This is a genomic window from Trinickia camelliae (genome assembly GCF_053525655.1).
On record NZ_JBCHAA010000011.1, the window covers coordinates 47,601 to 59,361 of the forward strand.

At 62.3% G+C, this 11,761-nt stretch carries 9 protein-coding genes and 1 pseudogene; 1 reads left to right on the forward strand and 9 read right to left on the reverse strand.

Going from position 1 to position 11,761, the window contains the following annotated elements:
* Window positions 1–57: 57 nt before the first annotated feature.
* The 6 genes from AAHK20_RS18855 to AAHK20_RS18880 form a co-directional block, all read right to left on the reverse strand.
* The gene (locus tag AAHK20_RS18855) at window positions 58–726 is read right to left on the reverse strand and encodes an RraA family protein (protein ID WP_449183026.1); all 669 of its coding nucleotides are present in this window, start codon (window positions 724–726) and stop codon (window positions 58–60) included.
* Window positions 727–956: 230 nt separating this feature from the next.
* Window positions 957–2,993 carry a beta-galactosidase gene (locus tag AAHK20_RS18860; RefSeq protein ID WP_449183027.1) on the reverse strand — a complete coding sequence of 679 codons (2,037 nt, stop codon included), beginning with the start codon at window positions 2,991–2,993 and terminating at the stop codon, window positions 957–959.
* Window positions 2,994–3,080: 87 nt separating this feature from the next.
* Window positions 3,081–3,932 carry a carbohydrate ABC transporter permease gene (locus AAHK20_RS18865; protein WP_449183028.1) on the reverse strand — a complete coding sequence of 284 codons (852 nt, stop codon included), beginning with the start codon at window positions 3,930–3,932 and terminating at the stop codon, window positions 3,081–3,083.
* A 15-nt stretch (window positions 3,933–3,947) separates the two neighbouring features.
* Window positions 3,948–4,898, reverse strand: coding sequence for a carbohydrate ABC transporter permease (locus AAHK20_RS18870; RefSeq protein ID WP_449183029.1), 951 nt, complete (start codon window positions 4,896–4,898; stop codon window positions 3,948–3,950).
* A 16-nt stretch (window positions 4,899–4,914) separates the two neighbouring features.
* Window positions 4,915–6,150: an ABC transporter substrate-binding protein gene (locus AAHK20_RS18875; protein ID WP_449183030.1), complete on the reverse strand. Its 1,236-nt coding sequence runs from the start codon at window positions 6,148–6,150 to the stop codon at window positions 4,915–4,917.
* A 20-nt stretch (window positions 6,151–6,170) separates the two neighbouring features.
* Entirely contained in the window at window positions 6,171–7,316 is a 1,146-nt protein-coding gene (locus AAHK20_RS18880; protein ID WP_449183031.1) for an ABC transporter ATP-binding protein, read from the reverse strand.
* 228 nt (window positions 7,317–7,544) lie between these two features.
* On the opposite strand from AAHK20_RS18880, the gene AAHK20_RS18885 reads away from it, so the two are divergent.
* Window positions 7,545–8,600 carry a LacI family DNA-binding transcriptional regulator gene (locus AAHK20_RS18885; protein WP_449183032.1) on the forward strand — a complete coding sequence of 352 codons (1,056 nt, stop codon included), beginning with the start codon at window positions 7,545–7,547 and terminating at the stop codon, window positions 8,598–8,600.
* A 358-nt stretch (window positions 8,601–8,958) separates the two neighbouring features.
* Here AAHK20_RS18885 and AAHK20_RS18890 read toward each other — a convergent pair whose 3' ends face one another.
* The 3 genes and pseudogenes from AAHK20_RS18890 to AAHK20_RS18900 all read right to left on the reverse strand — a co-directional run bounded on the left by AAHK20_RS18890 (window position 8,959) and on the right by AAHK20_RS18900 (window position 11,582).
* Window positions 8,959–9,807: an enoyl-CoA hydratase-related protein gene (locus AAHK20_RS18890; RefSeq protein ID WP_449183033.1), complete on the reverse strand. Its 849-nt coding sequence runs from the start codon at window positions 9,805–9,807 to the stop codon at window positions 8,959–8,961.
* 585 nt (window positions 9,808–10,392) lie between these two features.
* Window positions 10,393–10,992, reverse strand: a pseudogene (locus AAHK20_RS18895) (TetR/AcrR family transcriptional regulator); the annotation flags it as partial.
* Window positions 10,993–11,144: 152 nt separating this feature from the next.
* Window positions 11,145–11,582 (reverse strand): hypothetical protein, encoded by a 438-nt coding sequence (locus AAHK20_RS18900; RefSeq protein WP_449183034.1) that lies wholly within the window; start codon window positions 11,580–11,582, stop codon window positions 11,145–11,147.
* Between the last annotated feature and the right edge of the window lie 179 nt (window positions 11,583–11,761).

Sequence of the window (11,761 nt, forward strand, 5' to 3'; positions counted from 1 at the left end):
TGCAAAAAGCCGACGCTGTTAACCAGACGTCGGCTTTTGCTTTGCACCCCGGCTCGCTCAGTTGTTGCAACGCGCTTCGAGCGCATCGACAAACGCGCGGTTCCAGCGCCCTTCCTTCATCGCACGGATCGTCTCGGCCTCCGCCTCGAGCACCGCACGCGCTTTCTCTATGACCTCCCCCGCGTCGATCTGCGGAATCGCAAGCAGCCCATCCTGGTCGCCGACGACGATATCGCCCGGATTCACCACCATCCCGCCGACCGATACCGGCACGTTGATTTCGCCAGGGCCATCTTTGTATGGCCCCCTATGGGTAACACTGCGCGCGTAAACCGGGAAATCGCGCTCGCGGATTTCCGCGACGTCGCGAATGGCGCCATCGATCACGAGACCCGCCACGCCTACGCTCGCCGCATAGAACGACAAAATGCCGCCCACGACCGCGTTGTTGAGATCGCCACCCGCATCGATTACCAGCACGTCGCCGGGGCGGCAAAAATCGAGTGCACGCAAATAAGTCAGATTGTCACCGCCGCGCGAGCGCATCGTAACGGCCGTGCCGGCCATCGTCTTCTTGCCGGGCCGTTGATACGGTTGCAGTCCGACAGTGCCGATGTTTCGGTGCATGCTGTCGCTCAGTGCCGATACGGGAATGCCTCTCAGTGCCTCGAGCAGTGCTTCACCCGCTTGAGTGGCAGGGGGATTCTTTCTAATGGCTTTGTACATGGTCAGTCGCAATCTCGCAGCGCAGCGCGCAGACAGGCGAAGAGGAAGGGAGCACGGCCTCTGCATGGCACGCCGTTTCGGGCGGTATGCAGAGACCGCTAGCCTGTGGATCTGCCAATCGCCGAAGCATGCTTTATCGATCGGGCGACGGCCAGTGATCACAGGCATAACAGTACGAGCCTCGCCGGACCAACGCCAAGACGGGTTTGTTCTGGAGCGATACGAAAGACTTATGAAAATTCCTGCGCGCTCCCTTTGCGCAGTTGAAACTGGATCCCGTGAGCCTCCTCATCGACGAAAATCTCGACGCCTCCCGAGGCAAGCTCGATCACGCCGTCACAGCGCTCTCCCGTGAGCGCGCTTGCCAATCCGCGAACGTGCAGTGACACGCGCTTCGGCTCCTTCGTCAGGTTCAGCACGAAAAGCAGCCGCTTGCCGTTGCCGCTGCGCACGGACAGCTCGACGCCCTCGGGCAGATCGGGCACGAAGTCGATGGACGTTTCCTGCGCCACGCGCCGGAAGAAGGCGCGATAGGCGTCATCGTCCAGCACGGTGCCCAGGTAGTACGACACGCCCCTGCCGAAGCCATTGCGCGTCACCGCCGCGCGGCCGGAGAAGTACTCGCTGGCGTAAGTCCCGATCGTCTCGGCGGACAGCGGCTCCAGGATGTCACACCACTGTTCGCAGTCGAACTGTTGATCGCCGTAAAGCACCACGTGCTGCGTGTCGCGTCCCACGGGATCGTATTCGTCGACCTGCACTCCGGTCACGTCGCCGACGAGATTCGGCAGACGGCCCGGCCAGCAGACATTGTTCATGTTCTTGACGCCGGTCCGCGCGGTCAACACCAGCGTGCCGCCGCTTTCGACATAGCGGCGCAGCTTGCCGGCTACTGCGTCATCAAGCAGGTAGAGAGACGGCGCAACCACGAGCTTGTAGCCGTCGATCGCCTCGGTCCAATTGATGACATCGGTGCCGATCCCGAGCCGCACAAAAGCGGCATGCATCTGCTTGAAGTTGCCGAGGTAGTCGAATCCGTCCGACTGCGGCTGGATACGAAGCGCATTGAGCTGCTCATGGGAGAACAGCATGGCCACGTCGTTCTGGAGCGTCGTGCCCTCCAACAAAGGCGCGAGCTTTCGCGCTTCCCTGCTGAATCGTTCGAACTCCGCAAAACGGCGGCCCGGCTCGCCGTGATGATCGAGCAAGCCATGCCAGAACTGCTCCGCTCCGATGCGCGCGGTGCGCCACCGAAAATGCACCACGACGTCCGCGCCGCGCGACACGCTCTGCCACGCGTGGACGCGGATCATGCCGGGAAACGGCGTGCGCGACATCGGATGCCAACAGCCCGGCGTGCCGCTCAGTTGCTCCATGACCCAGTAGTTTTTCCGCTTCAGGCCGCGCGTCAGGTCGTGCGTGAGCGCGCCGTGGTAGACCTTCGACTTCGCATCGTTGGTGAGATCGGTGCTCGGATAGTAGTCGACCGATGCGAAATCCATGCTCTCGAACAGATCGTAGTAGTCGGTCGTGACGGGATAGCCCCACAGGTTGTGCGTCACGAATTTTCCGGTGCTGTTCGCGCGTATCAACGCCGCCTGGAAGCGGTTGAAGTCGGCCACCGAATCTGACGAGAAGCGCTGGAAATCGAGCAGAAACGACGGGTTCAGATGGGGCGAGCCGCCCAACGGCGTCGTCACCTGCGTCCACGCGCTGTACTCGCCGCTCCAGACCACCGTGCCCCATTCGCGGTTCAGGTTTTCCAGGCTGCCGTACTTCTTCTGCAGCCACGCGCGGAAGCCGCGCGTGCAATGTTCGCAATGGCAGTCGTTCGCGGCGAGCTCGTTGTCGGTCTGCCAGCCGATCACCGCCGGATGGGGGCCGTAGTGCTTCGTCAGCCGGCCGATGATGCGCTCCGAGTACTGGCGTAGCGAGGGGCTGTTGTAGCAGCGATGGCAGCGCACGCCGGGATACACGGGCTGACGCTTGCTGTCGACCGGCAGCACATCGGGATGCTTTTCGACGAGCCAGTTCGGCGGCGTCGCGGTCGGCGTGCCGAGCACGATGTCGATGCCGTGACGCGCCAGCGTCGCAATGGCGGCATCGAGCCAGTCGAAGTCGAACTCGCCCTCTCGGGGCTCGAGTCGAGACCACGCAAACTCGGCGAGGCGTACGATGCCGATTCCCGCTTGCTGCATGCGCTGCGCGTCCTGCTCCCACATCGCGGGGTCCCAATGTTCGGGGTAATAGTCGACTCCGACCTTCATATGGATCGTCCTGAAACGGTTCTAATTGAGTGATTGGGGCAGCGGCACGGTTAAGGCGTTCGTGCCGCCGTGGAAATGAAACTCGCCCTAACCCTTGGTCGATCCAAAGGTCAGGCCAGCAACGAAATGCTTCTGCATCGCGAAGAACATCGCGACCGATGGCAGCGCCGCCAGCAGCGAGCCCGCCGACACGAGGTTCCACGCCGTCGTCCACTGCCCTTTCAGCGCGGCCACGCCGACCGTGATCGGCGCCGCATCGTCGCCCTGCGTCAGGCACAAGGCCCAGAAGTAGTCGTTCCACACGAACGTGAAGACGAGAATGGCCAGTGCCGCGAGCGCGGGCGCAATGAGCGGCAGGATGATGCGGTAGAACAATTGCCACTCGTTCGCCCCTTCGATGCGCGCGGCCTCGATCAGCTCGAATGGCAGCTCCTTGATGAAGTTGCGCAGGAAGAGCGTGCAGAACCCGGTCTGAAACGCAACGTGAAAAAGCACGAGACCTTCGACGGTATTGAACAACCCCAGGCTCAGCGTCAATTGCCGAACCGGAATCATCAAAACTTGAATCGGCACGAAGTTGCCGGCCACGAAGGTGCCGAGCAGCGCGGCGTTGGCCTTGAACGGATAGGTCGCGAGCGCGAACCCGGCCATCGACGCCAGCGCCATGGCGCCGACCACCGACGGAATCGTGATGAGGCAGCTGTTCACGAAGTAATGCAGCATCGGCGAATCGACGAGCACGGTCCGGTAGTTCTCGAACAGCGCGAACTGATGCGGCCAGCCCCAATAGTTGCCTTCCACCAGCTCGTTCGACGAACGCACTGACGTCACCATCACGGCGATGAGCGGCAGCAGCCAGACGATGAGCGCGAGCGGCAGCGAAGCCTTGTAGAGCCCTCGGCTTGCGGGCTTCCATTTCGCAACGGGCATCGGATACATGACGGTTCCTTTCCTTTATCGATCGGTATGCAGCAGGCGCCGCAGCTGATAGACGATGAAGACCAGCATGATGAGAAAGAGCACGACTGCGATCGCGGCGGAATAGCCGAAGCGGAAGTACTTGATGGCCTGGTCGTACATGAAGTACGCGAGCACCGTCGAGCTGTCGAACGGACCGCCGCCCGTCATCACCGCGATCAGATCGAAGCTGCGCAGCGCCCCGATGACGGTAAGCACTACCGACAGGAACGTGGCCGGCTTGAGCTGCGGCAACACCACATGCCACAGCAGCGGCCAGCCTCTTGCCCCTTCCATCCGCCCCGCCTCGATGATTTCCGGATTGATGCCGGTCAGGTTCGTCAGATAGAGCAGCATGCAGAACGGGATCTGCGGCCAGAGCGCCGCCGCGATGATTCCGAAGGTCGCGTAGCGTTCGTCGCCGAGCACCGGGATGCCGTGACCGACGAACACCTTCAGCAAGCCGAACGACGGATCGTAGAACCAGCTGAACACGAGGCCGACGACCACGCCGGAGAGCACGAACGGCGAGAAGAACAGCGACTTCACGAGCCGCATGCCGCGCACGCTCTGATTCAGGTACAGCGCGAAAGCGAGGCCGATGGGCGGCGCGAGCAGGAACAGCGCGAGCCAGATGACGTTGTTCCTGAGCGCGACGTAGAACGTGTCGCTGTGCAGCAGCTCCACGTAGTTCGCCAGGCCGACGAAGGTCTTCTCGGTCATGCCGTCCCAGTTGTAGAAGCTCAAGACGATGCTGCTGACGATCGGATAGATGACGTAGACGCCGAACATCACGCACGCGGGCAGCAGGAAGAACCAAGCTGCCCGCATGCGCCGGCGCGCGAGCGGCGCGCGGGCGCGTGAGCGAGATGCGGCACGTCCCCCTTCTTCCTGCGCACGGGCGGATGCCGGCGGACGCGTAGACTGCGCGATCTGCAACGGACGCATGATGGGCCTCGACCGGTTACGACTTCGAGTAGATCCGCTGACGCTCCTGCTCGAGGTGAGCGAGGATCGAATCGAGCTGGGACGGGTCGCTCATGAAGCGCTGCATGCCCTTCATGCCTTCGTCGGCCATCTCCTTGGTCATGTCGCGGTCGTAGAACTGGGCGATGCCGGCGCTGGTTTTCGACAGGATGTCGAACCCCTTGCGCGCGATCGGATCGTCCGGCAACGGCGACTGATTGTTGGCCGGCAACGAGCCGAACGCAGCGGCATACTTTCCGTCGACGTCCGCCTGGGCGACGAACGCCAGAAAACGCCGCGCGTCCGCTTTGTTGGTGGCGCGAGCCGGGATGTTGAGGCACTCCGCCGACCCGTCTTCCGCGACCGACACCTTCGGATCGACCACCGGAAACTGGAAGTAGCCCGTTTCCGGTTTGATCGACGAGGGCAAGCCAGCTGAGAGGAAGGTCCCCATCAGCATCATCGCGGCCTTGCCCTGGATATAGAGCGGCTGCACCGAATCGAGGCTGTACGAGAGCGGGTTGTCGATGAAGTACTTTTCGTCGATGAGCGTCTTCCACGCCTGGTACACCTTCTTGACGCGGGCATCGGTATAGGGCACCTGGCCTGCCATCAACTGCATGTGGAAGGCGTAGCCGTTCAGCCGCAGGTCAAGGTAGTCGAACCACGCGGCAAGCGTCCACGCATCGCGGCCGCCCACGGCGATCGGCGCAATGCCCGCGGCTTTCAGCTTGCGGCACGCTTCGAGAAATTCGTCCCAGGTCTTCGGCTCGCTCGCGATACCGGCCTTCTGGAACAGGTCCTTGCGATAGAAGAGCCCCCACGAGAAATAGTCGGTTGGGACTGCGTACTGCTTTCCGGCGTAAGACGACGCCTGCTTCAGCGAAGCGAACTCGGTGTTCCAGCTGTTCTTCTGCCAGTCGGCCGACAGGTCCTCGAACAAGCCCCGCTTCGCGTAATACGCCATGCGCTCACCCTCGTGCCACTTGACGACGTCGGGTGCGACGGTCGTGAGCCACGCCGGCAGTTGAACCTTGTACGCTTCCTCCTCGACGAAATTCGCTTTCACCTTCACGTCGGGATTCGCCTTCTCGAAGTCGGCGATGACGCTCTCCCACAGGGCGCGCTGATTGGCGCCCTTGAACGCGACGTTGAAGTTCAAGGTGCCCGCGTGGGCGCCGGTGGCAAGGGCTAACGCAACGGCAAGCGCCGGCAGTCGGCGAATCGTCTTCATGAAGTGTCTCCGGATTGTTTTTAATGAAGCGGCGGCACGGCGCGGCCGTCCGCGGTGAAGAGGTGACAGCATGGCGCCGGCGCCATGAGTCGAATCGTGTCGCCGGCGTGGCTGGCCGTGTCGCCCTGCACTTTCGCCAGCAATGTCGCGCCGGCCGGATCGTCGAGATGCAGATAGCTCTGCTCGCCAAGCCGCTCCACGAGCGCGACCTTGCGCACGATGGCCTGCGGCGGCGCCTCGGCGCCACTTGCCTCGGCCCGTTCTCCAGCCTGCAGATGCTCGGGACGAATGCCGAGCGTGACGGGCTGCGCAGCCGTCAACGCAGCGCCGGACGCCGACACGCGCAACATCTCGCCGGAGCCGTCGAGCCGCACCGCGACGCCGAGCGCATCGCTCGACACGACCTTGGCCTCCAGAAAATTCATGCGCGGCGTGCCGATGAAGCCCGCGACAAAGCGGCTGTTTGGCCGGTGATAAAGGTCGAGCGGCGCGCCGATCTGCGCGATGCTGCCGAAGCGCTCAGCATCCTTGCCCGCATGCAGCAACACGATCTTGTCGCCCAGCGTCATGGCCTCGATCTGGTCGTGGGTGACGTAGACCGTGCTGGCCTGCGCGAACTGGTTGTGCAGCCGGGCGATTTCGACGCGCGTCTGTCCGCGCAGCATGGCGTCCAGATTCGAGAGCGGCTCGTCGAACAGGAACACGCCCGGTTCGCGCACGATCGCGCGGCCAATGGCAACCCGCTGCCGCTGCCCGCCCGACAGCGCGGCCGGCTTGCGCTCGAGCAGCGCGTCGAGTTGCAGTGTTTGCGCGGCCTTGCCGACCCGGCGCTCGATTTCATCGCGCGGCGTCTTGGCGAGCTTCAGGCCGAAGCCCATGTTCTCGGCCACCGTCATGTGCGGAAACAGCGCATAGCTCTGGAACACCATCGCCACGCCGCGCTGCGACGGCGGCACGTCGTTCATGAGCTTGCCGGAGATCCTGACCTCGCCGTCCGTCGCATCCTCGAGTCCCGCGATGATCCTCAGCAGTGTCGACTTCCCGCAGCCAGACGGGCCGAGGAAGACGCAGAACTCGTTGGCGCCGATTTCCAGGTTGATGTCGCGCAGCACCGGCGGATGCTCGCCGTACGCCTTGGACACCTCCGATAACGTAATTGCAGCCATGTCTCCACCTTTGATTTAACGTTAAATCAATCGGCGCTGAAAAATGGCCCCAAGGGCCATCGCGCCAGAAAACGTTCTATTGTTTTTGCGGAATGTACGCCGGTCGCCTAGCCGTTGCAAGTGCAAATTTCGTCGTGGTTTGCCCGGATATCTGGCTCTGGCGTCGCCTGCGCCCTGACGCTATATTGCGTCTCAGACTAACAGCCCCTCGGCGGACGGCTCACGCGGATGCACAAGAAACGGGACGCAGCGGCGACCATCAAGGACGTTGCGGAACACGCGGGTGTTTCACCCATGACGGTATCGAACGTGTTGCGCGGCAAGGGGCGCGTGGGCGAGGAAACGCGCAGGCGCGTGCTCGAGGTTGCCGAACGCGAGGGGTATCGCCCCAACCTGGCCGCGCGGGCGCTCGTCGAGCGCAAGGCACCGACGCTGGCGCTGATGCTCGGCTGCATCACCAACCCGTTCTACCCGGAATTCACGCTCGCGACGAATCTCGCGGCCCTTCGGCACGGGCGATACCTGCTGGTCTGCAACACCGACCATGAGCAAGACGGCGGCACGCGGTTTCTGGAGGAAGTCGGCGGGTCGCTCGCGGACGGCGTGCTGGTCGCCAATCACGGAGACTTGCCCGTCGAGCAGTTGCGCGAAGTCGAAGTGCGTGGCATCCCGGTCGTCATCAGCATCTGGGAGCTTCCCGACGAACCGCCGGGTATTCCATGCGTTGCATTCGATTCGAAGGCGGCCGGGCGGATCGCCACCGCTCACCTGATCGAGCTCGGTCATCGTCGGATCGGCGCCGTTATCGGCAGCCCCAAGACAGGCATCCATCGTGGCCGTTACCGCGGCTATCGCGACGCGCTGCGCAGCGCGGGCATCCGGCCAAGCGCCGCCGATGAGCGGTTCGCAAGCGACAGCTACGAGAGCGGTTACGACACCACGATCGAACTGCTGAAGGCGCGCCCGGACCTGACAGCGCTATTCGTGTCCAATGACCTCCCCGCACTTGGGGCGCTCAATGCCGCGGCCGACTTCGGCCTGGACGTGCCGCGAGATCTGTCGATCGTGAGCATCACGGATATCGAGCCTGCGCAACGCTCTCGGCCGCCGCTGACCACCGTTGCGATCCCCACTGAGGAGATCGCATCCAAGAGCGTGGAGTTGTTGCTTGCGTTGATGTCGGGACACTCCGGCGGTAAGAGCGTCGTCGAGACGTCCACGCCGTTTCTCGTCAAGCGCGGTTCCACCGCGCCCGTGAACAAGCGGGCCGCGAGCGCGGCTTGAGGGCGCCGCCATTTGCCGAAACCGGTTGAATCCGCACCGAATTGCGGTCCGATGCGTCCTCTGCCCTTCCTCACTGCGCTAGCCGCGATAAGGCGGAGGTTATCATCGCAACCGCTGGCTTCACCGCGCGGACTCAGTCCACCAATCCACCTCAATATATCGGCGAGCGTCAGCTTGCGCCAGAATCAACGATGAGTCCGTGTGGAAACTCCATTTTTTCCGCTGGACTCGAGATCACGTGTCGGGTGGATCGAGTCTGATAGGTCGAGCGGAGCAGGACGTTCCCGTCGGATTTTGACCTTCCCAGCGAGACGGCTGCAAACCAGCGAGTGCGCGACTGGCCTGCAGCGGTTCCCTGTCACCGCGGATTGCCTGTCGCGCGGGTTACCAGCGGCGACAGTGCGTCGAAGCGACCCTCTCGCTTTCCATGCCAGGCCGAAATTGCCTCGGCAAGATCTTGGGTGTCGAAGATCGCGCTCTGCAGCAAGGCCATATGACGCAGAGATTCGGACGTACTGTGATCGCGCGCGAAGTTGATCGCAGTCTTGCACCCGGCAACGGCCAGTGGGGACTTCGACGCGATGGTTCGGGCCAGCTCCATCGCGTGTAGGAGCAGCGCCTCGGCATCGGGCAACATGGCATTCACCAGGCCCACTGCCAATGCACGCTCAGCGCTCAACCGCTCACTGGTGTAGGCCATCTGGCGAGCCACGCCGGCGGGAATGATTTTCGGCAGGCGCTGGAGCACGCCGAGGTCAGCCGTCATGCCGATCTGAGTCTCCTGCAGTGCGAAGAATGCATCGGTCGTGCAAACGCGAATGTCGCAGGCGACGGCAAGATCGAGGCCGCCGCCGATGCAGCCGCCCTGAATTGCGCAGATGACGGGAAACCTGACCTGATCGAGCGTATCGAGGCAATCCATCAGATTTCTCAATGCGTGCTGGAAGCCCAACCGGGCCCGTGGACTGCTGTTGTCAAACCCATCCATCGTGCCGGTGAACACGTCGAGCGCCATGCCGGCCGAAAAATGCTTTCCGGTGGAACTGATGACAAGGGCGCGAGTATCGCCCGTGCCATCGAGCGTCAGTACGGCGTCGCGCAACCCGGTAAAGAAGGCCTGGCCCATCGTATTGAAGCGGTCGGGACGGTTCAGCTGGAGATGTGCGATGCCGGATTCGTTGCTGATCTGAAAGTATTCGTTATGCATGGGTAACCTCGAGAAGTCTGGCTTAAGTCTGCGGCGATTTTCCCAGTCAGTCGCCAATGGACGACCGACGCGATTCGAGTTCCCTGAATCGCCGATAGCTTGCGCCGCCATTCCGCAGTCACTCCGACGAGCCTGATGCAGGAAACGGACTATGCGAGTCCATCCAGTCGTATAAGTCGCTATGGTGCGCCCATGCCCAATTCCTCGCCGGAGTGACATTGATCAGCTCGACGACATCGTTCGAAGCCGAACCCACGTCGCTCGGGTCATTCGTGCCGCTTCTGTGATCAATAATTGGGGAATTCGTACGGTCGTAATACATTGCCAGTCTCCTTTTCAGCTTCACATACACAACTACCGGCGCCAACCGTACGAGACTGAAAACCTCCGTGGGGCTTCGAGTTCTGACGGCCGCCAGGGTGACAGGGGTACAGCGCGTTGGCAAGGCAATTGCCTGCAATTTCATTGTGCTGGGCCCGGGTCACGGGCCTTGTCGGCGCCCGCGGTGGGCGTCGAACGTCCGTGGCCTCGGTCGGGCACGCCCTCTCGATGATCGGTCTGCGGTATTTCTTCCGCCCCTCGCCGCAATACGCACGAAAAAAATCCGGCGAGCAATGTCTGCATCACCTGATCGCTCACCATCTGCGGATCGCACAGTCTGAAGAACTGCACTCCATCGCACAGGCTCACTAAGCCGAGCGCGAGGGCGTCCGCCTGCAGGGGCAATGATCTGCCGTCGCGCTCCGAAAACGCGCGGATGTACGCGCTGATCTGGTCGAGCTTTTCGTGCCGCAAGGCGTTAAGGCGTTCCTGAAACCCCGCGTCTCGATACGCGAGGAGTTTCGCTTCGACCCAAAGCAGAAAGAAGTCTTGATCACGAAAATATCGGCTGTCGTACGCGATGGCGCACGCCGTCGTTCCAGCGGACGTGCCGCCTTCTTCCATGATCGCTCGCAGGTTGGCTTGCGCGCTGTCGTGGTCCCGGCGCAGCAACTCAAGCAGCAGTTCCGGCTTACCGTCGAAATTCGAGTAGAACGCGCCGCGCGTGTAGCCGGCCGCCGCAGCGATGTCCTCCACGCTTGTGGCGGCCAACCCCTTTTTGACGAACATCGTCCGCGCGGCCTCAACTAGGTGCTCACGCGTCTGTTCTCTGCGCTGTGCATGTGTCGTGCGTTCCCGCTTCATGGAACCCGTACTAATGAGATCACCATCGGTAGTGCCACGACATAGGCGCGCATGTCAGATGACGGGGTTCGCATTGGTTCTCTCGACACAGGATTTGACAGTGTCCCGGCCTACCCCGACCAATTCGTGCAACCTCCGCGTTGACTCGTCACTCACAATTGTCGCTCCCGCAGCGAAGCGAACTCGGCGCGGCAAACGTCGCTGAATCGTCCGAGGATGTCAATCGAACCGTCGTCGAGCATTTCGCTCAGTTGTAGAAACGTTTTTCCCGGCGCGTGATAGGTATCCACAATCCTTCGCCCAACCAAAGCGGCCTCGTTCGCAACCTCAGTCGAGGATTGGACACGCATACGGCTTATCTTCGCGAACAGACTGACGAGAGCAGCAAGGTCCGGCTCATTGTGCTGAAGCGCGTGTACATAGCAACGTGAGGACTCCTCGATGAACTCCTTATAGAGTTCCTGCCGGTGGATGCGGTCGTGCGCAAGCCACTCTGCCTTGGCCTGCGTTCGTTGCGCGACAACGGATGTCAGGCCGGCGATCGCTGCACCGAACAGTGCCGCCATTGCTGATAGGAGCGTTGCATTCAAAGTGCCGCCTCGGCAAGCGTTATCAACCTACTCAATTTGATGAAGCCCGCCTTACTGCCTTCGTATGCGACGGTGAGAATACGCCGTCAGTCGACGACGCGCACGAGTTCACGTCGCGCGCCAACGGGAGGCTGCATCGGCACACGCCCCAACACCACGCAGCCGCGCGACTGCGCCCA

What these genes read in the sequence shown, in the direction of transcription:
- AAHK20_RS18855 (WP_449183026.1), bottom strand. Translation starts at nt 726, where the DNA reads ATGTACAAAGCCATTAGAAAGAATCCCCCTGCCACTCAAGCGGGTGAA.
- AAHK20_RS18860 (WP_449183027.1), bottom strand. Translation starts at nt 2,993, where the DNA reads ATGAAGGTCGGAGTCGACTATTACCCCGAACATTGGGACCCCGCGATG.
- AAHK20_RS18865 (WP_449183028.1), bottom strand. Translation starts at nt 3,932, where the DNA reads ATGTATCCGATGCCCGTTGCGAAATGGAAGCCCGCAAGCCGAGGGCTC.
- AAHK20_RS18870 (WP_449183029.1), bottom strand. Translation starts at nt 4,898, where the DNA reads ATGCGTCCGTTGCAGATCGCGCAGTCTACGCGTCCGCCGGCATCCGCC.
- AAHK20_RS18875 (WP_449183030.1), bottom strand. Translation starts at nt 6,150, where the DNA reads ATGAAGACGATTCGCCGACTGCCGGCGCTTGCCGTTGCGTTAGCCCTT.
- AAHK20_RS18880 (WP_449183031.1), bottom strand. Translation starts at nt 7,316, where the DNA reads ATGGCTGCAATTACGTTATCGGAGGTGTCCAAGGCGTACGGCGAGCAT.
- AAHK20_RS18885 (WP_449183032.1), top strand. Translation starts at nt 7,545, where the DNA reads ATGCACAAGAAACGGGACGCAGCGGCGACCATCAAGGACGTTGCGGAA.
- AAHK20_RS18890 (WP_449183033.1), bottom strand. Translation starts at nt 9,807, where the DNA reads ATGCATAACGAATACTTTCAGATCAGCAACGAATCCGGCATCGCACAT.